The sequence below is a fragment of the Mycobacterium sp. AMU20-3851 genome (assembly GCF_043974665.1).
In the GTDB taxonomy this organism is placed as follows: Bacteria; Actinomycetota; Actinomycetes; order Mycobacteriales; family Mycobacteriaceae; genus Mycobacterium.
Map to the genome: position 1 here is coordinate 5,801,758 of NZ_CP146371.1, position 22,983 is coordinate 5,824,740.

Sequence of the window (22,983 nt, forward strand, 5' to 3'; positions counted from 1 at the left end):
CTAGTCCTGTCCCCAGTACTGTTTTTGCGAGGTGCCCGTGCCCGTCGACCGCCTGCTCCCCACCCCGGAAGCCCACGAGCTCATCGAGCTGACCCGCGATATCGCCGACAAGGTGCTCGACCCGATCGTGGACAAGCACGAGAAGGCCGAGACCTATCCCGAGGGTGTCTTCGCCCAACTGGGCGCGGCCGGGCTGCTGAGCCTTCCGCAGTCCGAGGAGTGGGGCGGGGGCGGCCAACCCTACGAGGTGTACCTGCAGGTACTCGAGGAGATCGCGGCGCGCTGGGCGGCGGTCGCGGTCGCGGTCAGCGTGCACAGCCTGTCCTCCCATCCGCTGCTGGCCTTCGGCACCGAGGAGCAGAAGCAGCGTTGGCTGCCCGGAATGCTCTCCGGCGACCAGATCGGCGCCTATAGCCTGAGCGAACCGCAGGCCGGTTCGGACGCGGCTGCGCTGCGCTGCGCTGCGGTACGCGACGGCGATCAGTACGTGATCAACGGGTCGAAGTCCTGGATCACCCACGGCGGGATCGCGGACTTCTACACGCTGTTCGCGCGGACCGGGTCGGGCAGCAAGGGCATCAGCTGCTTCCTGGTGCCCGGCGATCTGGACGGGCTGACCTTCGGTGCGCCCGAGGAGAAGATGGGCCTGCACGCGGTGCCCACCACCGCGGCGTTCTACGACGACGCCCGCCTCGACGCCGACCGGCTGATCGGCATCGAGGGCCAGGGCCTACCGATTGCCTTCTCCGCCCTGGATTCCGGACGCCTCGGCATCGCCGCGGTGGCCGTCGGTATCGCCCAGGCCGCTCTCGACGACGCGGTGCGCTACGCCAACGAACGAACCACGTTCGGCCGCAAGATCATCGATCACCAGGGGCTCGGTTTCATGCTGGCCGACATGTCGGCCGCGGTGGCCAGCGCACGGGCCACCTATCTGGATGCCGCACGGCGCCGCGATCTGGGCCTGCCGTACGGCTCGCAGGCCAGCATCGCCAAGCTGGTCGCCACCGACGCCGCGATGAAGGTCACCACCGACGCCGTCCAGGTGCTCGGCGGGGTCGGCTACACCCGCGACTTCCGCGCCGAGCGGTACATGCGGGAAGCCAAGATCACCCAGATCTTCGAGGGCACCAACCAGATCCAGCGCATGGTGATGGCGCGCAGCCTCAGCGCCTAGCCACGAAATCGGCGATGGCCGAGACGAATTCGGCCGGCTTCTCGACCATCGGGCTGTGCCCCGCCCCGGCGATGATGCGCGGCGACATCCCGGCCGCGGTGTAGCGGGTGACGTTGGGCGCGGTCGGGGTCAGCACATCGGTCTCACCCCAGACCACCAGCACCGGCTTGCCCAGCGCGGCGAGGGTGTCGGCGACCGCGGGCCGCGAGGACTCCTTGGAGTCGCATACGCCGGCGTAGGTGAGCCGCTCCAGTGAACGGTGCGCGAAGTCGGGCACCGGGTACCCGGCGTCGAACCCGGTCTGCAGGGAACTCCCGGTGATCGCATCGACGGGGCGGAACCGATCCAGCGCGGGCCCGATCACGGGCCAGCACACCATTTTTCCCAGCAACGGCATGGCGACCAGGTCGGCGGCCCCCGGGGTATCGGAGACCACCACGCGCTCCACCACGTCCGGGTACTGGTCGGCGAGAGCCGCGGCGACCGCACCGCCCATCGAATGACCCACCAGCACGGCGCGACGTACCCCGAGCGCGTCCAGCGCCCTGCGCACCGCCTCGGCCTGCCCCTCGGCCCGGTAGGGTTCGGTCTCCCGCGGCGCCTCGGATCCGCCGTGGCCGACGAGGTCGACGGTGATCACCCGCTGCCCGTCGGCCAGCAGCGGCGCCACCTTTTCCCACCACTCGATCGATGACGAATACCCGTGCAGCAGAACGACGGCGCGCTCTCCCGGCGGACCGTACTCCCGGACGTTGAGGTCCGGCCCGTCCAGCTCGAGGACGCGGCCCCCGCCGAACGGCTGCGCGGCGCGCGCCGTACCGGTGACGACCCAGGCGTTCACCAAGACCGCGCACACGACCGCAACGAGCAGCACGAGGGCGACACGGGACTTCACCGGCGTGAGGTTACCCGCCGGAAAGCGGTGCGGGCGACGCATTTATCGGCGGCTCGGGTGGCGAGGTCACCGTCACCGTCGTCCCCCGCCCCGGCGCCGAGTCGACGGCCATCGATCCGCCCATCGAGTCGACCCGAACCTGGAGAGAGCCCAGCCCGATGTGCCCGGCGGCGAGCCGTTCCGCCACCAGATCCGGGTCGAAACCGGCACCGTCGTCGGCGACGGTGAGCACCACCCGGTCCCCGGCCCGGTACAGCCGCACCGTCACCGCGTGCGCCCCGGCGTGCTTGCCGATGTTGGCCAGCAACTCGCGGGCGGCCCGGTAGAGCAGCGCTTGGGACTGCGGTTTGCCCACCTCGTCCAGCTCGGCATCGACCTGGCACCGGGTGCGGGACTCGAACTGGCGCAACAGCTCCCGCACTCCCTCGGTCAGGCCGAGTTGCGCGAGTACCTGCGGGTGCAGTTCGGTGACGGTCGTCCGTAGTTGCTTGGCGGTGTCCTGCAATGCCGCACGCACCGCGTCCAGACCCGGATCGGAGATCCGCTCCCGGATCTCGTCGAGTTCCATCCGGGCCGCCAGCAGGTTCTGCAGCGGGCCGTCGTGCAGATTCTCCGCGACCTCACGGCTGTGTTGCTCGTCGGCATGCATGGCCTCGGAGACCAGCTGATTGCGTATTCCCAGCAGCGCCTTCACCCGCGCCGCGCGCATCGACAGCACCAGGCACAGGGCCGTGGTGGCGACCGCCAGCCACAGCAGGAACCCGAAGTGGGTGTAGACCATATCGGGCAGGCCGATCCGGTCGTCGCGCTTGGAGTACACGATCCACACCGTCAGATACGCACCCGCGGTGACGGTTCCGATGATCGCCGTCAGCCAGGGCTTGTCCTGGAACGCCACCGAGATGGGCAGCAGGAAGAACACCGGCAGCAGTGCCGCGGTGGCACCCCCGGACACCAGACAGAGCACGACGATCAGCAGTACGTCGACGCCGGTGGAGGCCCAGTCCGCCCACTGCGGTAGCGGGCCCCGCAGCGCCGCCAACAGCCATGCCACCGCGATGACGGCGTATCCACCCAACACCGCCGCGTACAGGCCGGGCAGCCAGTGGTCGACATCCCAGATCCACACCAGCACGGCGATCAACGCGATCAGCGGCAACCGCAACACCGCCGACACCCGTACCGGTTGGGCGGCGAAGAACTCGACGAGGCGCGTCACGTCAGTCGAGCAGCTTGCGGCGCATCGCCTCGGCGACCGCGGCCCCGCGGTCGCCGACACCGAGCTTCTCGTAGAGCCGCTGCACGTGCGTCTTGACCGTCGACGGGGCGAGGTAGAGCTCCTTGGCCATCGCCGGGATGGTCAGACCCCGCGCGATCATGGCCAGCACCTCGCGTTCCCGGCCGGACAGCGCCGGGGTGTCCGGCTCGTTGCGGCGACGGATCTCTCCGGCCAGCGACGCGGCCAGTGCCGGGGTGATCACATCCCGGCCACGGGCGCAGTCCAGCACCGCGTTGACCAGCTCCCCGCGGGTCGACTCCTTGGACAGGAACCCGGCGGCACCGTCCTGCAGCGCCTTGTAGACGATCGCGGACTCGTCGTGGGCGGAGATGAGCAGCACCCGGGTGGGCAGGTCGCCGCGTGCGACGGCGGCGGCCACCTCGGAGCCGTCCATCCCCGGCATCCGGTAATCCAGGAGCGCCACCGCCGGCTGGTGGGTACGGATCAGTTCCAGTGCGGCCACGCCGTCCTCGGCCTCGCCGACCACCTCGATGGAGCCGCTGGCCGCCAGCGCGCGCACCACACCGTCGCGGAACATCGGGTGGTCGTCGCCGACCACCACACTCACCTTCTGCGCCGAATCCTGCATGCCGTGCAGCTTGTCACGACACGCGGGTCCGAAAGCCGATTTGGGGCGGCGCTGCGGGAAAATTCGCACCGATGAACATCGAAGAACTGCAGTGGTTCGTGACGCTCGCCGAAACCGAGCACGTCACGGACGCGGCTGCCGAACTGGGCATCAGCCAGCCCACGCTGTCGCGGTCATTGGCCCGACTGGAGGCAGCGGTCGGGGCTCCGCTGTTCGACCGGCTCAACCGCAGGCTGGCACTCAACGACTACGGCCGGATCCTGCTCGAGCATGCGCGGCGCAGCATCGACGAAATGCAGTCGGCCACCGAGCGCATCGCCGCCCTGCACGATCCGGAGACCGGGACGGTGCGGCTGGCTTTCCTGCACTCCCAGGGCAGCGGTCTGGTGCCCGACGTGCTGCGCCGGTTCCGCGCCGAGGCGCCCCGGGTGCAGTTCGACCTGTTCCAAGGTGCGGCGCACGAGATCGTGGCGCGGCTGGCCGGGGGCCAGTCCGATCTGGCCATCACCTCGCCCCGCCCGCCCGGCTACCCGTGGCGGGTCCTCGATGTCGAACGACTGTGTTTGGCGGTCCCGCGCGATCACCGGTTCGCGACCCGGACCCGGTTACGCCTGGCCGACGCCGCCGACGAGCCCTTCGTGGAGCTGGCGCCCGGCTTCGGTCTGCGCAGGCTCACCGACGAGTTGTGCCAGCAGGCCGGCATCGCGCCGCAAGTGGTGTTCGAGGCGATGGAACTTCCCACCGTCGAGGGTCTGGTCGGCGCCGGCCTCGGGGTGGCGGTTGTCCCGGTGCCCCGGCCCGATCACGCCGATCCCGGTGTCGCCTACATCCCGCTCACCGAGACGACCGCCAAGCGGCAGATCGGGCTGACCTGGAACGCCGACCGCGAACTGTCGCCGGCGACCCGTCGGCTGGCGGAATTCATCATGCGTGATCGTCATGAATCCACCTAACTTCATGCATTAGACACATCGAACTTGGGCACCTACCGTCGTCTTCGTGACGACCACTCTGAGCCCCGTTGACTGGCAAGGCCATTCACGCGGATCCTCGGAGTACCGCCGCCTGCTCGCCGCCCTGTTCTTCGGTGGGGTCGCGACCTTCGCCCAGTTGTACTCACCCCAGGCGGTGCTGCCGCTGATCGCCCGCGATCTGGGTACCGGCGCCGCCGACGCGGCGCTGACGGTGTCGGCCGCCACCGTGGGCCTGGCCGTCGGCGTGATCCCCTGGGCGGCACTGGCCGACCGTATCGGCCGGGTCCAGGCGATGACGTTGTCCATCACGGCGGCAACGATTCTGGGATTGCTGGTGCCGTTGGCGCCGACCGCGGGGATGCTGCTGTCCGGGCGTTTCGTCGAAGGCCTGATGCTCGGCGGCGTGCCGGCCATCGCCATTGCCTATCTCACCGAGGAGATCGAATCCGGGCACGCCGCACGAGCCGCGGGCAGCTACGTGGCGGGCACCACCATCGGTGGGCTGGCCGGCCGGCTGATCACCGGCCCGCTCGCGGAGCACACCGGATGGCGGGTCGGCGTGCTGACCGTGGCCGGGTTGTGCGCGCTGTCCGCGGTGGCCTTCGTGCGGTTGGCGCCCCCGGCCCGCCGTTTCCGGCCGAGCAGCGGGGGTGACCTGATCCGGCGACTGCGCGCTAACCTGCGCTCACCGCGCCAGCTCGTCCTGTACGCGCAGGGCTTCCTGCTGATGGGTGGCTTCGTCGCCATCTACAACTTCCTGGGATTCCGGCTCACCGCCGAACCGTTCGGGCTGCCGCACACGCTGGTCAGCCTGGTGTTCCTGGCCTATCTCGCGGGCACCTGGGCCTCCGCGCGGGCCGGGGCCGAGGCCGGGCGGTTCGGCCGCCGCACGGTGCTGATCGGGTCCATCGTCACCATGGTCGCGGGCACCGCGCTGACCCTGAGCACCCACATCGTCGCGATCCTGGCCGGGCTGGTGATCGCGACCGCCGGATTCTTCGGCGCGCACGCCATCGCCTCCGGATGGGTCGCCTACGCATCCGGGGCCGGCAAGACCCAGGCTTCCTCGCTGTACAACCTGTCCTACTACGCCGGATCGAGCGTCGTGGGCTGGCTGGGTGGGCTGGCGTTCGACGCCGCGGGCTGGACCGGCGTCGCCGGGATCGTCATCGGGCTGGCCCTGTTGGCGGGCGTGCTGGCCCTGCTGGTCCTGCGACACGCGCCCAGCTGCCAGTTGTCTAACCAGGTGGCCTATCGTGACGGTCATGGACTTCGCGATGTCCGCCAAGGCGGCTGACTACCACAAGCGGCTCACCGACTTCATGGTCGAGAACGTGTTCCCGGCCGAGGCCTCCTACCACGCCTACCGCGAGGAGAAGGGCCCGAAGGACCACACCGTGCCGCCGGTGGTCGAGGAGCTCAAGGTCAAGGCCAAGGCCGCCGGGCTGTGGAACCTGTTCCTGCCCTCGGAGTCGGGTCTGACCAACCTGGACTACTCGCCGCTGGCGGAGGTGACCGGCTGGAGCATGGAGATCGCCCCCGAAGTGTTCAACTGCGCGGCCCCCGACACCGGGAACATGGAGACCCTGCACCTGTTCGCCGACGAGGCCCAGCGCAAGCAGTGGCTGGAGCCCCTGCTGGCCGGTGAGATCCGCTCGGCGTTCGCCATGACCGAGCCCGCGGTGGCCTCCAGCGACGCCCGCAACATCGAGACCACCATGCTGCGCGACGGCTCGGACTACGTGATCAACGGTCGCAAGTGGTGGATCACCGGGGCGGCCGACCCGCGCTGCAAGATCCTGATCGTGATGGGGCGCACCAACCCGGACGCGGCCAGCCATCAGCAGCAGTCCATGATCCTGGTCCCGGCCGACACCCCCGGTGTCGACATCCAGCGCTCGCTGCCGGTGTTCGGCTGGCAGGACCAGCACGGGCACTGCGAGATCAACTTCGACAATGTCCGGGTGCCGGTGGAGAACCTGCTGCACGAGGAGGGCAGCGGTTTCGCCATCGCCCAGGCCCGGCTCGGCCCGGGCCGCATCCACCACTGCATGCGTGCCCTCGGCGCCGCTGAGCGTGCCCTGGCGCTGATGATCGACCGGGTGCAGACCCGCATCGCGTTCGGCAAGCCGCTCGCCGAACAGGGTGTGGTGCGTGAGTCGATCGCCAAGTCTCGCAATGAGATCGATCAGGCCCGGCTGCTGTGCGAGAAGGCGGCCTGGACCATCGATCAGCAGGGCAACAAGGCCGCCCACGTGCTCGTCAGCCAGATCAAGTCGGTGGCCCCGCAGATCGCGTGCAACGTGCTCGACCGCGCCATCCAGGTGCACGGCGGCGCCGGGGTCAGCGATGACTTCCCACTGGCCCGGCTCTACGCCTGGCACCGCGCCATGCGCCTGTTCGACGGGCCCGACGAGGTGCACATGCGCACCATCGCCCGCGCCGAACTCGGCAAAGAGAAGAGCCCCCTCGCCGCGGCGGTCACCGGACTGTGACCGAGATGCTGGCGGGAGCGTGGAACTTTAGAGATGTTGCCGAGTCCGCCGGCATCCGGCCGGGGCTGCTGTTCCGGTCCAGCGAGCTGAGCCGGCTCACCGATGACGGCCGGGCGGCGCTGCTGTCGCTCGGCATCAACGATGTGGCGGACCTGCGGTCGCGGCGCGAACTCGAGCGCCGCGGTCCCGGACAGGTGCCCGCGGGGGTTGCGTTGCACCACTTGCCATTCCATTTCGAGGACGACTCCGCGCAGGACGCCCCGCACGAGGCGACCTTCCATCGGGTGATGTCGGAGTCGCCGGACGGCGAGGATGTTGCCGAGTCGGCCAAGCGGTACATGACCGAGGTGTACGAGGAGTTCCCGACGCTGACCGGTGCGCAGGTGGCGGTGCGCCAGGTGATCTCCCTGCTGGCCGAGGGCAGGCCGGTGATCGCGCACTGCTTCGCCGGTAAGGACCGCACCGGGTTCACGGTGGCCACCGTGCTGGAGGCCGTCGGCGTCCCGCGCGAGGCGATCCTGACCGACTTCCTGCGCAGCAATGACGCGATCGACCCGCTGCGGGACTCCATCATGGAGTCGGTGAAGGCGCGGGCCGGCGAGGCCCCCGAGGTGCTCACCTTCGCCGAGGCCCGGCTCACCGACGCCGTGCTCGGTGTCCGTTCGGAATACCTCGAAGCCGCGCACCACAAGCTGAGCCAGACCTACGGCTCGGTGAACGGATTCCTGGAGGCCGCCGGCGTCACCGGAGAGCAGATCGGGAGGCTGCGCGCCACCCTGGTCGGGTAGCGCGGGCCGACCCGCCGCTCAGGCCTCTTCGAGCGCCTCGCCGATCTCCTGGACGATCCGGTTGTGGTCGTCCTGGACCAGCATGTGCCCTACACCGACCAGCAGCGCGACCGGCCAGTCGATGATCTCCACCACGGCCAGCACACCGAGCGCGCCGTAGAACGCCAGCTGCTCGGGATGCGGCACCCTGACCCGGCCCACGCACGGCAGCGTCATGGTGAAACCCCGTGCGCGGCTCACCGTGTGCACCGCGTCGCGGTGCCCCTTGGTCCGCTGCGAAACTTCGGCCATTCGTCACCTCTCCGTCATGTCGGTTTCGGCTTCTGGACGCCTCGATTGCCGACGGTGGCGGGCGTGAGTGATTCCGGCTCGGGCGTGCCGGCCCTACCGTTGGCAGATGCCCTGACCCGCGTCCTGACCGTTCCGTTACGCGAGGTGTACGCGGTGTTGTGGCGTTGCGGGGTCATCGACATCGACGACTGAGCCGACGGCGGTTGCCCCGGGGCGAGCGCGGTGAGCAGCTTCGGTGCGACCGCGGCAGCACCCGTGGCCACCCCCGCCGCCGCCAGGGCCGTCGCCCACCCGATCGGGTCCAGCGGTGTGCACCCCAACAGCTGGCTGACCCCGGGCGTGCTGATCAGTGCGCCCAACGACACCAGCGAGCCCAGCGCAGTGGCCACCACCAGCGGGCTGCGCGAATCGATCAGGGTCTGGGCAAGTTGGGTCGACACCAGCGCGACGAGTGCCACCGTGGAGGCGCGCCGCGGGGCCAACACGAATCCCGCCGACAGCCATGCGCCGGTCGCCGCGCCCGCGGTTGCGGTGCCCCGGATGGCCACGGTGCGCCACAGTTCCCCACGGCTTGGGCCGGAGGTCGTGCCGTCGGTCGAGCGGGCGGGGCTGACCGCCAGCGCCGCCGCCGGTAGTGCGTCGGTCATCATGTTCACCAGCAGCAGCTGGCGGGTGTTCAGCGGCGACCGTCCGGTCAGCGCACTGCCGATGACCGAGAACACCACCTCCCCGGCGTTGCCGCCGAGCAGCACCGACACCGCGGCGTGCACCCGCCGCCACAACTGACGTCCCTCGTCGAAGGCGTCGTTCAGCGATCCGATCCGCCCGTCGAGCAACAGCACATCGGCCGAGCTGCGCGCTGGATCGCTGCCGCGGGCCGCGACCCCGATACCGATGTCGGCTGCGCGGATCGCCGCCGCATCGTTGGCACCGTCGCCGACCATGGCACACACCTGCCCGGTGCGCCGCAGAGTCTGGACGATCTGCACCTTCTGCTCCGGCGACATCCGGGCGAACACCAGCCGATCCTGGACGGCGCGCTCCTGTGCCCGGCGTGGCATCGCCTCCCACTGCTCACCGCTGATGACCTGGCCGGCCGTCACCGGCATGCCCAGTTCGGCTGCGGTCGCCATCGCGGTCACGGGGTGGTCACCGGTGATGATCCGCACGCCGATAGCGTTGTGCTGCAGGGATTTCAGGACCTGTGACGCCTCCGGCCGGGGCGTGTCGGACAGACCCAGCAGGCCGATCAGTTTCAGTCGGCTCCCACACATTTCGGCGAACGCGCCGGAATCGGCGCGGGCCCGTGCGACCCGTGCGGTGGAGAGGTCCCGCCGGGCCACCGCGATCACCCGCAGCCCACCACGCGCCATCGTTTCGACCTCCCGGCCGGTGGTCGCATCGAGACCGCTGCACGCGGCCAGCACGACCTCCGGCGCTCCCTTGACCAGCAGACCGTCCTCCGATACCGCGGCCGAGAACTTCCGGCCGCTGCGGAACGGCAGGTACGCGCTGCCCGAGGACGGCCGGCTCGCCGGGTTGCCCGCCTCGGCGATGGCGGAGTCGGTGGCGTGTTCATGGTGGGCACCGTTTCGGGGTTGGGTGGCGCCGGCGGCCGAGTCCAGGACGTGTTGACGCGACACCGCGCTGCCGGCCGGGCGTACCTGCGTCACCCGCAACCGGTTCTCGCTGAGCGTGCCGGTCTTGTCGAAACACACCACCCCGACGCGGCCCAGCACCTCGACCGACCGTGGGCTGCGCACCAGCACACCGGTGCGGGTGAGACGGCGCGCCGACGCCTGTTGGGCCAGCGTGGCCACCAATGGCAGACCCTCCGGTACCGCGGCCACCGCCACCGCGACCCCGCTGGCGACCGCACTGCGCATCGGCAGTCCGTGCACCAGTCCCAGTCCGCTGACCAGGGCACCCCCGGCGAGGCTGTAGGGCAGCACCCGATCGGTCAGATCCCGCAGCTGGGTCTGCAGACCGACCGTCGGCCCGGCTCCGTGTCCGAGATCCACCGCCCGGCGGGCCTGGGTCGCCGAACCCACCTCGGTGACCACCGCGACCGCGCTGCCGGTGACCACCGTCGTGGTGGCGTAGAGCATGCAGAGCCGGTCGGCGAGCACGGCGCCGGGTGTGGCGCCCACCTGTTTGGCCACCGGCAGCGGTTCCCCGGTGAGGACGGCCTCGTCGGCCTCCACGTCGGTTGCCTCGACGATCCGCGCGTCGGCGGGTACCACCTCCCCCGCCCGCACCTCGATCAGGTCACCGGGCCGCAGCGCTGCCGCCGCGACGGTCGCCGCCCGGCCGCCGTCGAGCCGGCGGGCGGGCGGGTCCTGTACCGCCAGTAACCGGCGCAGCAGCCGCTCGGCCCGCACCTGCTGGGTGGCCGCGAGTACCGCGTTGCCGGCCAGCACCGAGCCGACCAGGATGGCGTCCACCGGTGATCCCAGCATGGCACTGGCCACCGATCCCACGGCGAGCACCGGCGTCAGCGGGTCGGACAGCTCACCGGCCAGCGCGGAGACCATCTCGGCCGTCCGGCTGCGCATCGAGGCACCCAACCGACCCGCGGATTTCTCCGGTTCCGCTGAATCAGCGTGCGGGACAGTAGATTCAGGTAGCAGACGGCGGACCTGTTCGGGTGTCATCGCATGCCAGTCCTCGACCGTCGCCGGTCGGGGTGGCCGGTCCAGGAGAACCCTGCGGGCCAGCCAGAAGCCGGTGACGAGTCCGGCCGCCGCGCCGGCGGTGACGGGGCCCGGACCCTGGCCCCGGACGCCCGGGACCATCAGCAGCATCCCGAGCGCCGATCCCCCCAATGACAGTTCGACTCCGCGCTCGGTCGCCCGCCGCGCCGCGGGCAGCGCGTGCATGATCCGCCACACGGCAAGCAGGTCGTTCACCAAAACATCGGCGTACCACGGGGGTCGACTGTCCGGATGGCACACTCCGAGTGCGAGATCGGCGGCCAGAAGGGCGCGCGCAGAGTCGGCGGACACGACCGCCACCGTGTGGCCGTCGCGCTGCAGATCGTCGACCGCCCGGGCCAGCGCCGCGTCGAGACCGCCGTCGGCACTGTGCAGATCGTCGAAGGAAGACCGCAGGTCGTCGAGTTCGTCGAGATCGACCGACACCACCGAGGCACCGGACCGCCGGATCTCACCGAGCACGCCCGATGCCAACGGGTCGTGGCGCGAGCACACCAATACCTGCCCGCCGACCCGGCCATTGGTCTCGTCTCGCGCGAAATCCTTTGCGACGCGATGCCATCCGGCTGTCAGTTCGCCCGTCTGGAGTCGCGCCTGCGCCCACTGCCATACCGCCGCGCGGTCCCGGTCGGCGACGTGCCGGAACCGGCCGATCCGCAGTTCGTCGGTGGCCAACACCCGCGGGTCGACCACGACGGTGTCGATCCGGTCGAGCAGGCGCAGTGCACCGGATCGCAACGGCAACGCCCCGCAGCGATCGGCCAGTCCACGGCCGAAGGTACTCACGAACGCCTCGCGGGCGCATCGCCCCGCCTTGGGAACGGCGACGCCGAGGGCGGTGGTGGCGGCGCCGGGATCACGGGTCAGCAGGCCCGCCACGGCGGCCGCCGCGCCCTGCGCCTCTCCGCAGCGGCGGGCATACCGTTCCAGCGCGCCGTCGGGCACCGGTCTCGGGCGGGGTGTCGCCGGTATCGCCTCCACGCATTCGGCGTGACGGGCGAGGGTGGGTTCCTGCGCCTGCCACGCTGTCGATGCGGCCATGGCCTCGCCCATCTGCGCCAGGTGCCGGACGAACTCGACCGCCAGTGCCGCGGGTGACTGGGTCAGGGTGTACACGGTGGCGGCGCCGACGGCTGCCACGGTGTCCGCGGCCTGCTGCCCCAGGCCCGCTTCCAGCATGGCGCGGACTCGGGGCTGGTAGTCGACGACGGCCACGACGGCCGTCAGTCCGGCGGGCATCCGTGGCCAGCGCAGCGCCCGACCGGCGACCGCCGCACAGGCGCCGATCCCGCTCGCCGCGGCGGCAATGGCCTTCTCGGCCAGGACGATTCCGTCGCCGGGCAGATCCACCGGCCGGGCGGCCGACCGGGTGTTCCGATACCGGTCTTCGATCTGCGCCACCTGCTCACACAGCGCCGCCAACCGAGGGGATTGCAGATCGTCGCCGACCTCCACGATGACGCGGGACAGCGGATAGTTGACCTGCACCGAGCGGACGCCGGCCCGACCGCCGATATCGCGTCTCAGGGCGGCGGCGATGAACTGATGCTGCTCGGTGTCCAGACCGCGGACCTCGATCCAGCTACGGTCTCCCCCCTGCCAGCACCGCCGTGCCGGTGTCGCACCGACCAGCTCACCCAGCGGCGCCGCGGCCAGGTCCACTGCACCGCGGATCGCCCGCCCGATGACGCCGATCACTTACCGGCGGACGATCCTGTACGTCGGGGCGCGCTCCGGCGGGTGGCTGCCTTGGGCGCGGCTCTCGAGGTGGATGCCTTGCGGGCGGTTCTCGCGGCCGGCGTCTTGGGCGCGGATCTCGCGGTGGTGCGCTTGACCGGCGCCGCGGTGCGCACCGGGGCGTGGTCGTCCGATTCCGCAGTCTGACCATCCCGGGTGCGCTGATTTATCTCGTGCACCAACAGTGTTGCCCCGCCGACGGTCAGGAGCACCGGCCACTCGATGAGCCCCGCCGCGCCCACGGCCGCGAAGGTGAGGGCGGCAGCGGCCGAGGATCTGCTGCCCTGGCTCATCCCCGAACGAATTCCGGAACCGGTGCCCTTGATCCCACCGATCACGCCGTTGACGGCGGCACCCCCGATGGCTCCTGCCGTGGCCGCTGCGGCGTCAGCGGTGCGGCCGATGGCCCCTACAGTGCCTGAGACGATGTTCATGATTCGCACTCCTCACGCTCACCTCTCCCATCACTACTCCCTCCGGCCGCGCCGCACACCGGTATGCACAAACTGACAGGAACCTGTGCGAATACCCTTGACGGCGGACCGCCCTCCGCGCACGGTGGATACCAACCGTGCCTACGGAAACCGCTGCACCCGAGATGATTTCATCACCTTGGCGGCTGCCGGCGTCTTCTCCCGGCCCGACTGCGGGGTCACCCCCGCTTCGCCGCGCATCCGGCGTCCCAGCGATCCCGACTCGGTCACCAGGTGATCACCAGCGCGGTCACCCAGGTGAGGGTCGCCAGCAGCGCCCCGGTCAGTTCCACCCCGACCGAGAGCGCAACGCCTTTGAGCGCGTGCACGGTGGACGCCCACGCCCGACGCTGATCCCGACGCTTGCCGAGTTCAGCCAGGTACACCCCGAGCACGAAGCCGAGCAACAAGCCGAGCACCGGCACCACGAAGAACCCGATGACGCCGAGCACGCCGCCGGCGACCAGGCTCCAGGTGCTCACGTCGGCGGCGCGCATCCGGCGCACCGGCCAGAGGTACTTGATCACTTCGGCGCTCAGGAAGAACGCCCACGCGATACCGAGCGTCACCCAGGCGGCGGTACCGCCCTCGACCACCGCCCACACCGTGATGGCGCCGATGACCAGCAGGCCGCCGGGCAGGACGGGCACGATGATGCCGGCCAACCCGACGGCGATCGCCAACGCGACACAGACGACGCCGAGGGTGCTCACGCTTTCTGCCCACGCACCCACTGGATGAAGCCCAGGGTCCTGGTGCGCACCCGCACCAGCCCCAGCGCCTCGAAGGCATCGCCGAGCTCGTCCTCGGTGAAGAACCGGGCACCTCCGCGGGCCAGCACGCGCATCGGGGCGGCAGACCCGACGGTGGGCACCATGATCGCGATCCGGCGCCCGGGCCGCAGCACCCGCACCATCTCCGACAACGCCGCGACGTGATCGGGGATCAACTGCACGACGGCCGACGAGATCACCGCGTCGAAACTGTCGTCCCGGAACGGCAACCGCTGGGCATCGGCCCGGACGAAACCCACGTGCGGACCGGCCTCGGCCTTGACCGCCCGTTCCAGCATCGGTTCGGAGATGTCGACACCCAACGCCAACCCGTCCTGACCCGCGGCGCGGGCCAGTTCCGCGGTGATGTTGCCGGGGCCGCTGCCGATGTCCAGCGCGGTGCCGCCGGGCGGGATGGCCAGCCAGTCGATGGGCGGCCGTGCCGCGGCCAGCAGGCGGCGGTTGAGCAGTTGGGCGCGGTCGTAGAGCATCGAGCCGACCGGGGACGCCCACGCCTTCTGGATGGCGCCCAAGTTCCTGGGCGCCTCGGTGCCGGTCGGCAGCAGATCGAGGTAGCCCCGGCTGACGTCGGGGTGGGCAGGCGGATCGACCAGCAGGTCCATCGCCTTGCGCAGTGCGTCGTCCACGCATCCACGCTACCCACCGAACCGCCGTTAGGGCACCAGGACCAGCTTGCCGCGCACCTTCCCGTCGGCGAGCGCCTGCAGACCTTCGGCACCGTCGGCCAGTCGGTAGGTCACCGGGGCGGGCGGGCGCAACCCGGCCGCGACCAGTGCGCCGAGCCCGGCGCCGACCTCGGCCTGCGCGGCGGGCGTGTGCCGGACGAACTCCCCCCAGCCGACACCGACCACGCTGACGTTGCGCAGCAGCAGCCGGTTCACCTTGACTGTCGGGATGCCTTGGCCGGCAGCGAATCCGATCACCAGTAGCCGGCCTTCCGGTGCCAGCACCCGGATGGCGTCGTCGAAGGCGTCACCGCCGATCGGGTCCACCACCACGTCCACACCGCGGCCGCCGGTGGCGTCCAGCACGGCCTGCTTCCAGCCTTCCGCGAGCGGCAGCACCACATCCGCGCCGACGCCGGCCACGAAATCCTGCGCATCGGCGCGGTGCACCAACGCCACCACCCGGGCACCGAGTGCCTTGGCGATCTGGATGCTCGCGACGCCGATACCGCCGGCGGAGCCGAGCACCAGTACGGTCTCTCCGGACCGCAGTGCCGCACGGCGCTGCAGCGCGAAGTACATGGTGTAGTAGTTGCCCAGCAGGGCGACTGCCGAAGCGTCGTCGACCCCGTCCGGGGTGGGCACCACGTTGGCCGGCACCACCGCCGCCTGCTCGGCGTAGCCACCGATCATGGAGAGCCCCGAAACCCGTTGGCCGACGGTGAAACCGGATCCGGCCGGTGCAGAGCGCACCGTTCCGGCGACCTCCATACCCGGGATGAAGGGCGGCTCCAGCCGCAGCTGGTATTCGCCGCGGGTCAGCAGCAGGTCAGGGAAGCAGACGCCGGCCGCACCGACGTCGACGACGACCGCATCAGCGGAGACCACATCGTCGACGTCGGTGTAGACCAGCCCGGCAGGACCGGTGAGTTCCTGCGCTACAAGGGCTTTCACAGATTCCTAACCGAGCTTGAAGCTGGCCTGCTTGGCCGCCGACAGATCGGTGATCTCGCCCCACTTGGCCGCGATCTCGTCCACCGAGGGCACCTCGGTGAAGGTGATGCCATCGTTCTGGAACAGCGCGGTGCGCTGCACCTTGCCGCCGCCGACGATGAACACCGAGTCCGTGTCGGGGAGTTCTTCGGTCATCAGGTAGGCGACCACGGGCGCAACGTATTCCGGGGTCAGCTTCTCGAAGACCTCGGGCGGCAGGATGTCCTGCGTCATGCGGGTGGCGGCGATCGGCGCAACCGCATTGGTCTTGATGTTGTACTTCGCGCCTTCCTGGGCCAGCGTGTTGATCAGGCCGACCAGACCGAGCTTGGCCGCGCCGTAGTTGGCCTGGCCGAAGTTGCCGAACAGACCGCTGGTGGAGGTGGCGACGACGACCCGGCCGAAGCTCTGCTCACGGAAGTGCGGCCACGCGGCCCGGATGACGTTGTAGCCGCCGTAGAGGTGCACCTTGAGCACCGCATCCCACGCCTCGTAGGTCATCTTGTGGAAGGTGCCGTCACGCAGGATGCCGGCGTTGCTCACCACACCGTCGACCTTGCCGAACTCGTCGATCGCGGTCTTGATGATGTTCTCGGCGCCCTCGGGCTCGGCAACGCTGTCGTAGTTGGCGACCGCCCGGCCACCGGCGGCCTTGATCTCCTCGACCACCTGATCGGCCATGTTGTGTCCGGCGCCGGACCCGTCCCGCGCACCACCGAGGTCGTTGACGACGACGCTGGCACCCTCACGGGCCAAGGTCAGGGCGTATTCACGCCCCAATCCACCACCGGCTCCGGTGACGACGACGACGCGATCCTGCACTCCGGGCATTGCGTTCCTCTCCTGTTGGTCAATCCGCGGCTAGAAGAGCCGACGGGCCAGTTTCCACGCCTTCTCTGTATACGGCGGGTAGATCAGCTTGCCCAAGTCGGGTCGGGTCGTCTTGCTCAGCACGGACTTACGGTGGCTGAACTCCTCGAACCCGTACCGGCCGTGGTACGCGCCGATCCCGGACGGGCCGACGCCGCCGAACGGCAGCTTGGTGGTGGCGAAATGGAAGATCAGATGGTTGACCACCATGCCCCCGGCGGACACGTCGCGGATCACCCGTTCCCGGGTCTCCTTGCTCCGGGTGAACAGGTAGGCCGCCAGCGGCTTGGCCCGGGCGTTGACGAAAGCGATTGCCTCATCCAGGTTTTGGACAGTGACAATGGGCAGCACCGGGCCGAAGATCTCGTCGGTCATCAGTGGTTCACGCACCGAGGGATCCACCACGACGGTCGGCTCGATCTCCAGCTTCGCCGCTTCCGAGCCACCCCCGATGGTGACGTCGCCCTCGGTGGCCGCGATGGCTGCGGTGAGCCGGTCGAAGTGCCGCCGGTTGACGATCCGCTTGCCGCCGGTGGCCTGCGCCTCGAAGCGCCGGATCGCGGCCTTGACCAAGGCGACCAGTTCGTCGCGCACCGAGGCGTCGACGAGCACATAGTCCGGCGCGATGCAGATCTGGCCGGAGTTGATCAGCTTGGTCCATGCGATGCGTTCGGCGGCGACACCCAGGTCGGCGTCGGCGGCCACGATGACCGGACTCTTGCCACCGAGTTCCAGGGTGACCGGGGTGAGGTGGGCGGCGGCGCTCTGGTACACCTTGCGCCCGATCTCGGTACCTCCGGTGAAGCAGATCTTGTCGAAGCCCTGCTCGATGAGTTCCTGGCTGACCGAACCGTCACCCTCGATGACGACCACGGCCTCGGGGTCCAGGTACCTGGGCACCAGTTCGGCCATCAGCGCCGAGCAGGCGGGCGCGAGTTCCGACGGTTTGAGTGCGACGGTGTTGCCGGCCGCGAGTGCCCCGACGGCGGGGCCCAGGGTCAGCGCGAACGGGAAGTTCCAGGCACCGATGACCAGCACCGTGCCGAAGGGCTCGTACTCGACCCACCCGCGGGCCGGCAGCTGGGAAAGCTCGAGGCGCCGATACCGGCGCTTGGCCCACTTCCCGACGTTCTTGGCGGCGTCGGCGGCCTCGGCGGCGGTGCTGGCGACATCGGCCAGCCACGCTTCGAACGGCTGGCGACCCAGATCGGTGGCCAGCGCTTCGGCGATGGCGGTCTCGTTGTCGACCACCAGCTTCTCCAGACCGCGGAGCTGCTGCCTGCGCCATTCCAGGTCACGGGTGCGACCGGTGGCGTAGGCCGCGCGGAGTCCGGCGACCACCGCCGGGATATCCGTCACGGCTGGTGACGTGGGTGCATCTGCATGCGTGGTCATCGTCGCGTCCTTCCAGACCGAGGAAACCTGATCCTAACCATCCGGTCGGTCGGTCCAGAAGACCTGAATTCGGCGCGACGGGAACCGTCAGTTCCGTACTGCGGTCACAAACTGGGAAAACGCATTGTCATCGGGGGTGTCCGGACCGTCCGGCAGCGCCCAGCGGTCCAGCCTGCGCATCTCCGCCGCCGCGGCGACCGCCGAGCTGTCCCACCCGTTCTCCGCGAGCCAGACCGCGACATCGGCCCGGTCCGGGTCGTTGTACATGAGCTCGCCGACGTCCAGGCTGTCCTCGATGCCGAACTTCGCCTTGATGAGTTCGAAGCGCTCCTTCATCTGCCGGCGCCGTTCCTCCGCCTGCATCGGGGCGGTCTCCACCGCGATCCGGCTGCCGGTGGCCGACAGCTCGGTGATCTGGGCGAACAACCGGTCCTGCGCGTCGGCGGGGAGGTACATCAGCAGGCCCTCGGCCAGCCAGGCGGTGGGGGCAGCGGCGTCGAATCCGGCCGAGCGCAGCGCCCGGGGCCAATCGTGGCGGAGGTCGACGGCCACTTCGTGGCGGCTCGTGGTGGGTTGCACGCCGTGACCGGACAGCACCGACGTCTTGTACTCCAGCACCTTGGGCTGGTCGATCTCGAAGACGGTGGTACCCGCCGGCCAGTCCAGCCGGTAGGCCCGTGAGTCCAGCCCGGAGGCCAGGATGACCACCTGGCGGATTCCCGCCGCGCCGGCCGCGATGAAGAAGTCGTCGAAGAAGCGGCTCCGGACGGCTTGGTAGTTGCCCATGTGGGCGAACATCGCGGCACCGTCGGGATCGATGTCGGCCGCGCGGGCCACCCAGTCCTCGTCCATCATCAGGCCCCACGGCCCGCCGCCCGCACCCTCGACCAGGATGCGTGCGTAGGGATCGTTGATCAGCGGATCGTCGCTCGCCGTCTCCGCAGCGCGCGCGGCGGCGACCATCACGGCGGTGGTTCCGACGCTGGAGGCGATGTCCCAGCTGTCGTCGTGGGTGCGCAGTGAACTCATACCGGCGATGCTACCGATCAGTTAGGTCAGCTATCCGGCGTCACAGCGCTATGCCCGCCCGGCTATCCGCTGAGCTCCCAGAGCTTGTTGGACATCAGCAATTCCAGCTGAGCCACCACCGACACCAACTCGTCGTGGCTGCCCACGTAGCCGGCGTAGAAGCCCATCCCCCACATGACCGCCACCAGCATCTCCACCACCATCGACACGTCCGTGTCGACGGTCAGCTCGCCGCGCTCGATCGCATCGGTGACCGCCCAGTGCACGAACGCGCGGGAGTTCGCCAGCGGGTCGTACTCGTCCTCCTTGAGTTCGGGATGACGTTGGGCCTCCAGAACCGAGGTCACCAGAAAGGCGGCCACCGATCGATCCTTGGTGTCGACCTGCACGGCAATGGAGAAGAACGCCGACAACCGCTTCAACAGCGTCGGCTCCGCCCTGGCCTCTTCCTCGCCGGCGCGGACCAACACCCCGTTGGTGTGTTCGACAACTTCGCGGTAGAGCAGGCGCTTGCTCTGGAAGTAATGATTGATCGCCGGCCTGGTCAGATCGGAGCGCACCGCGATCGCCTGGAAAGTCGCTGCGTCATAACCCAGTTCGCTGAACACCTCTCGCGCAGCCCGCAGAATCCGCTCGCGGGTCTCCGCTGCCTTGGCGGCTGGCGGGCGTCCCGGCCCTCTGCTGGCTATATGCGGCACAACAAAAATTGTGCCACAGATCACCCACCCGACTAGTGCGCCAAAGTTGCGAAGGCGCATCGAAATCGCATTTCAGCAAACACCGCCGGGTGGGTTCAGCGCACCCGGTACGGTGTCAGCGCGTCGGGTGGCAGCGAGCCGAATCGCCCAGCGTTGAAGTCCTCCAATGCCTGCAGAACCTCGGCTTTGGAGTTCATCACGAACGGCCCGTACTGGACCACCGGCTCCCGGATCGGGCGCCCACCCAGCAGCAACACTTCCAGATCGGGTCGGTTGCCGTCCTGCTTGGACGTGGCGGCCAGCGCGATGCGGTCACCGGGGCCCAGCACCGCCAGCTGCCCCTGCTGGATCGGATGTCCGACAGGTCCGACGGTGCCACGCCCGGACAGCACGTACACCAAGGCGTTGTAGGTCCGGTCCCACGGCAGGTCCAACCGCGCGCCCGGCGCCACGGTGGCGTGCGCGAGCGTGATCGGGGTGTGGGTCCGGCCGGGGCCGTCATGCCCGTCGATGTCACCGGCGATGACACGCACCAGCGCACCACCGTCCTCCGACGACAGCAGGGTCACCGCGGGCCCGTCGATGGATTGGTAACGCGGGGAGGCGAATTTGTCCTTGCGGGGCAGGTTGACCCACAGCTGGACACCGTGGAACAAGCCTCCGCTCTCCACCAGCTCGGCGGGGGGCGTCTCGATGTGCAGGATGCCCGATCCCGCGGTCATCCACTGGGTGGCGCCGTCGGTGATCAGGCCGCCGCCTCCGTGCGAATCCTGGTGTGCGAAGCGCCCGTCGATCATGTAGGTGACGGTTTCGAAACCGCGGTGCGGATGCCAGTCGGTACCGCGCGGCTCCCCCGGCTGGTATTCGATCTCACCCATCTGGTCCATGTGCACGAACGGATCGAGATCGGCGGCCGCGACACCGGCGAAGGCGCGCACGACCGGGAAACCTTCCCCTTCATAACCGCTGGGGCCGGTGGTGATGGATCGGACCGGGCGCGCGGTCTCGGCCGTTGTGGCGGCGGTGATCCGGGGCAGGGTCAGGGTGTCGGCGGTGATGGCGGGCATCGGTACCTCCTCAGGACGATGGAACTGATACCCATATAACCGGACTACGGTCCAGTTATTCCTGATCTTGTTTGAGAACAGACCGCACTGGCAATTCTCCCCAGGTCAACGTTTTTTCAGCCCTGAACAAAGGACGGACAGCCATGATCGTGCTCGGCATCATTCTCCTGTTGATCGGATATTTCACGAGCTTGTCGATCCTCTACACGATCGGCGCGATCCTCATCGTGGTCGGCGTCGTGCTGTGGATCCTCGGTGCCGTCGGCCGCCCGGTGGGTGGTCGAAAAGTCTGGTTCTAGCGGGAGGAACGCCTACCCCAACGCTGCGAGTGCCGCGGACCGTGCGTCCGCGGCACTCGCCGTCTGGACCGCCGCCTGCGCCGCGGCACGGCAGCGTTCCAAGGTGACCGCGGCCAGCGCGGCACCGACACCGGGGACGGCAGTCGCGGCCGCGGACAACGAGGTCACCCCCATCCCGACGAGCACGCAGGCCAACAGCGGATCGGCAGCCGCTTCCCCGCAGACGCCCACCGGTTTTCCGGCGGCCGCCCCGGCCCGGGCCGTCATCTCGACCAAAGTGAGCACCCCGGGCTGCCACGGGTCGGTGAGCGTGGCCAGTTCCGAGGACATCCGGTCCGCCGCCATCGTGTACTGGGCCAGGTCGTTGGTTCCGATCGACAGGAAGTCGACATGCTCCAGGATGTGCCGGGCCAGCAGTGCCGCAGCGGGCACCTCGATCATCACGCCCGGCGTCAGGCCGTAGGAACGCGCCTGCGCGGCAAAGGTCTTCGCCTCATCGGCGGTCGCGATCATCGGCGCCATCACCCACGGATCGGCACCGGTTGCCTGTGCGGCCGCGGCGATCGATTCCAGTTGGCGGGTCAGCAGCCCCGGGTTGCCGAAGGAGATGCGCACCCCGCGTACACCCAGCGCGGGGTTGGCCTCGTCCGGGTGGCCGGCGAACTTGAGCGGTTTGTCCGAACCCGCGTCCAGCGTGCGGATCACGACCTTGCTGCCCTGGAACGCCGTCAGCACCTCACCGTAGATCCGGGCCTGCTCGTCGACCGACGGCTCGGTATCGCGGTTCAGGAAGCACAGTTCGGTGCGGAACAGACCGACGCCCTCGGCCGGGGTCTGCCGCGCGGCCCGCGCCGCGGCGCCGTCCTGGACGTTGGCCAGCACCGCCACCGGATGCCCGTCGGCGGTGCGGCCGGGTCCGGTCCACTGCGCGACCCGTTCGGCTTCGCGGCGCGACTCCTCCACCGCCCGCGCCGCCGCGGTGGCGTCCGGCGCCACCGTCACGGTGCCGCGCACCCCGTCGACCATCACCGGCACCCCGGCGGGCACCGCATCCAAGCCGTCCACCGCCACCACACACGGGATGCCGAGCTGGCGGGCGATGATCGCGGTGTGGCTGGTGGGGCCGCCCAGCGTGGTGGCCAGCGCCACCACCAGCGCGGGATCCAGACCGGCGGTGTCGGCGGGTGCCAGATCCTCGGCGCACAACACCGACGGCGCATCGGGCACCGGCACCCCCGGTTCGGGCAGTCCGGCCAGCTGTGCGAGCACCCGGTCGCGCACATCGCGCAGATCGGTGACGCGCTCAGCCATCAGGTCTCCCGCCCGGGCCAGCGCGTCGGCGATCTTGGCTATCGCCCCGCCGACCGCCTGCTCGGCGGAATTGCCTGCAGTGATCCGCTTTTCGGCATCACCGAGCCAGGCGCGGTCCTGCGCCAGGGCCGCGGTGGTGGCCAGCACCTCGGACGCCACGCCGGTGGCGTGCGCCGCGCGCTCGCGCAACCGGTCGGCCACCGCGGCGGCGGCACCCTTCATCCGGGCGACCTCGGCGGGACGATCGCCCTCGGCGATCTCCTGCCCGTCGGCCGCCGGCGCCGGGGGCCGGGCTCCGGGCCGGATCACCGGGGCGTAGGCGACACCGGCCACCACCGGGACCCCGCTCAGAACCTGTGTCGTCGTCGACGAAGTGCTCATGTGACCCAGATTACAGAAAAGCATTGACAAGTCAACAGAAACAAGCGTAAAACCACACATATCAACATT

General features: G+C 69.7%; 22 protein-coding genes and 1 pseudogene. 7 read left to right on the top strand and 16 right to left on the bottom strand.

Features of this window, described 5'->3' with window-relative positions; genetic code table 11:
• The first annotated feature begins 37 nt into the window (after positions 1-37).
• Positions 38-1,177, top strand: a complete 1,140-nt coding sequence (locus V4U86_RS27835; protein WP_395309055.1) for an acyl-CoA dehydrogenase family protein — start codon at positions 38-40, stop codon at positions 1,175-1,177.
• Here V4U86_RS27835 and V4U86_RS27840 read toward each other — a convergent pair.
• From V4U86_RS27840 to V4U86_RS27850, 3 genes are read right to left on the bottom strand one after another with little or no spacing between them, the layout of a single operon-like run.
• The gene (locus V4U86_RS27840; protein ID WP_395309056.1) at positions 1,167-2,072 is read right to left on the bottom strand and encodes an alpha/beta fold hydrolase; all 906 of its coding nucleotides are present in this window, start codon (positions 2,070-2,072) and stop codon (positions 1,167-1,169) included. The genes V4U86_RS27835 and V4U86_RS27840 overlap by 11 nt on opposite strands.
• Positions 2,073-2,082: 10 nt before the next feature.
• Positions 2,083-3,291, bottom strand: a complete 1,209-nt coding sequence (locus tag V4U86_RS27845; RefSeq protein ID WP_395309057.1) for a sensor histidine kinase — start codon at positions 3,289-3,291, stop codon at positions 2,083-2,085.
• Position 3,292: 1 nt separating this feature from the next.
• A complete protein-coding gene (locus tag V4U86_RS27850) occupies positions 3,293-3,940 on the bottom strand; it encodes a response regulator (protein ID WP_395309058.1) in 648 nt (215 codons plus the stop codon).
• A 71-nt stretch (positions 3,941-4,011) separates the two neighbouring features.
• Between V4U86_RS27850 and V4U86_RS27855 the strand changes: the two genes are divergently transcribed.
• The 4 genes from V4U86_RS27855 to V4U86_RS27870 are packed head-to-tail and all read left to right on the top strand — an operon-like array spanning position 4,012 to position 8,197.
• Complete coding sequence (locus tag V4U86_RS27855) at positions 4,012-4,893, top strand: LysR family transcriptional regulator (RefSeq protein WP_395309059.1); 882 nt, start codon at positions 4,012-4,014, stop codon at positions 4,891-4,893.
• A 46-nt stretch (positions 4,894-4,939) separates the two neighbouring features.
• A complete protein-coding gene (locus tag V4U86_RS27860) occupies positions 4,940-6,211 on the top strand; it encodes an MFS transporter (RefSeq protein WP_395309060.1) in 1,272 nt (423 codons plus the stop codon).
• The gene (locus V4U86_RS27865) at positions 6,192-7,409 is read left to right on the top strand and encodes an acyl-CoA dehydrogenase family protein (protein ID WP_395312241.1); all 1,218 of its coding nucleotides are present in this window, start codon (positions 6,192-6,194) and stop codon (positions 7,407-7,409) included. The genes V4U86_RS27860 and V4U86_RS27865 overlap by 20 nt, the downstream gene beginning before the upstream one ends.
• Before the next feature lie 5 nt (positions 7,410-7,414).
• On the top strand, positions 7,415-8,197 hold the full coding sequence (locus V4U86_RS27870) for a tyrosine-protein phosphatase (RefSeq protein WP_395312242.1): 783 nt from the start codon (positions 7,415-7,417) through the stop codon (positions 8,195-8,197).
• A gap of 18 nt (positions 8,198-8,215) precedes the next feature.
• On the opposite strand, the gene V4U86_RS27875 is transcribed toward V4U86_RS27870, so the two are convergent.
• Positions 8,216-8,488, bottom strand: coding sequence for a hypothetical protein (locus V4U86_RS27875; RefSeq protein WP_395309061.1), 273 nt, complete (start codon positions 8,486-8,488; stop codon positions 8,216-8,218).
• Here V4U86_RS27875 and V4U86_RS27880 point away from each other — a divergent pair.
• Positions 8,375-8,680, top strand: a complete 306-nt coding sequence (locus V4U86_RS27880; RefSeq protein ID WP_425590839.1) for an Rv1535 domain-containing protein — start codon at positions 8,375-8,377, stop codon at positions 8,678-8,680. The two genes, V4U86_RS27875 and V4U86_RS27880, sit on opposite strands and share 114 nt — an antisense overlap.
• A gap of 32 nt (positions 8,681-8,712) precedes the next feature.
• Here the strand turns inward: V4U86_RS27880 and V4U86_RS27885 are convergent.
• The 11 genes and pseudogenes from V4U86_RS27885 to V4U86_RS27935 form a co-directional block, all read right to left on the bottom strand.
• Positions 8,713-12,900 (bottom strand): annotated as a pseudogene (locus V4U86_RS27885) (HAD-IC family P-type ATPase); the annotation flags it as partial.
• Positions 12,897-13,373: a hypothetical protein gene (locus V4U86_RS27890; RefSeq protein ID WP_395309062.1), complete on the bottom strand. Its 477-nt coding sequence runs from the start codon at positions 13,371-13,373 to the stop codon at positions 12,897-12,899. The pseudogene V4U86_RS27885 and the gene V4U86_RS27890, both read right to left, overlap by 4 nt.
• A gap of 141 nt (positions 13,374-13,514) precedes the next feature.
• Positions 13,515-13,643 carry a hypothetical protein gene (locus tag V4U86_RS27895; RefSeq protein WP_395309063.1) on the bottom strand — a complete coding sequence of 43 codons (129 nt, stop codon included), beginning with the start codon at positions 13,641-13,643 and terminating at the stop codon, positions 13,515-13,517.
• Positions 13,640-14,125, bottom strand: coding sequence for a DUF456 domain-containing protein (locus V4U86_RS27900; protein WP_395309064.1), 486 nt, complete (start codon positions 14,123-14,125; stop codon positions 13,640-13,642). The genes V4U86_RS27895 and V4U86_RS27900 overlap by 4 nt, the downstream gene beginning before the upstream one ends.
• Positions 14,122-14,832, bottom strand: coding sequence for a methyltransferase domain-containing protein (locus tag V4U86_RS27905; protein WP_395309065.1), 711 nt, complete (start codon positions 14,830-14,832; stop codon positions 14,122-14,124). The genes V4U86_RS27900 and V4U86_RS27905 overlap by 4 nt, the downstream gene beginning before the upstream one ends.
• A gap of 27 nt (positions 14,833-14,859) precedes the next feature.
• Positions 14,860-15,825, bottom strand: coding sequence for an NADPH:quinone oxidoreductase family protein (locus tag V4U86_RS27910; protein ID WP_395309066.1), 966 nt, complete (start codon positions 15,823-15,825; stop codon positions 14,860-14,862).
• A gap of 6 nt (positions 15,826-15,831) precedes the next feature.
• The gene (locus tag V4U86_RS27915) at positions 15,832-16,695 is read right to left on the bottom strand and encodes an SDR family oxidoreductase (RefSeq protein WP_395309067.1); all 864 of its coding nucleotides are present in this window, start codon (positions 16,693-16,695) and stop codon (positions 15,832-15,834) included.
• Positions 16,696-16,725: 30 nt separating this feature from the next.
• Entirely contained in the window at positions 16,726-18,129 is a 1,404-nt protein-coding gene (locus V4U86_RS27920; protein ID WP_395309068.1) for an aldehyde dehydrogenase family protein, read from the bottom strand.
• An 87-nt stretch (positions 18,130-18,216) separates the two neighbouring features.
• Positions 18,217-19,158, bottom strand: a complete 942-nt coding sequence (locus V4U86_RS27925; RefSeq protein ID WP_395309069.1) for a class I SAM-dependent methyltransferase — start codon at positions 19,156-19,158, stop codon at positions 18,217-18,219.
• A gap of 62 nt (positions 19,159-19,220) precedes the next feature.
• Positions 19,221-19,856 carry a TetR/AcrR family transcriptional regulator gene (locus V4U86_RS27930; protein ID WP_395309070.1) on the bottom strand — a complete coding sequence of 212 codons (636 nt, stop codon included), beginning with the start codon at positions 19,854-19,856 and terminating at the stop codon, positions 19,221-19,223.
• A gap of 95 nt (positions 19,857-19,951) precedes the next feature.
• Positions 19,952-20,923, bottom strand: coding sequence for a pirin family protein (locus tag V4U86_RS27935; protein WP_395309071.1), 972 nt, complete (start codon positions 20,921-20,923; stop codon positions 19,952-19,954).
• A 143-nt stretch (positions 20,924-21,066) separates the two neighbouring features.
• Between V4U86_RS27935 and V4U86_RS27940 the strand changes: the two genes are divergently transcribed.
• Positions 21,067-21,222: a hypothetical protein gene (locus V4U86_RS27940; RefSeq protein WP_097933685.1), complete on the top strand. Its 156-nt coding sequence runs from the start codon at positions 21,067-21,069 to the stop codon at positions 21,220-21,222.
• 12 nt (positions 21,223-21,234) lie between these two features.
• On the opposite strand, the gene V4U86_RS27945 is transcribed toward V4U86_RS27940, so the two are convergent.
• Complete coding sequence (locus V4U86_RS27945) at positions 21,235-22,914, bottom strand: phosphoenolpyruvate--protein phosphotransferase (RefSeq protein ID WP_395309072.1); 1,680 nt, start codon at positions 22,912-22,914, stop codon at positions 21,235-21,237.
• Between the last annotated feature and the right edge of the window lie 69 nt (positions 22,915-22,983).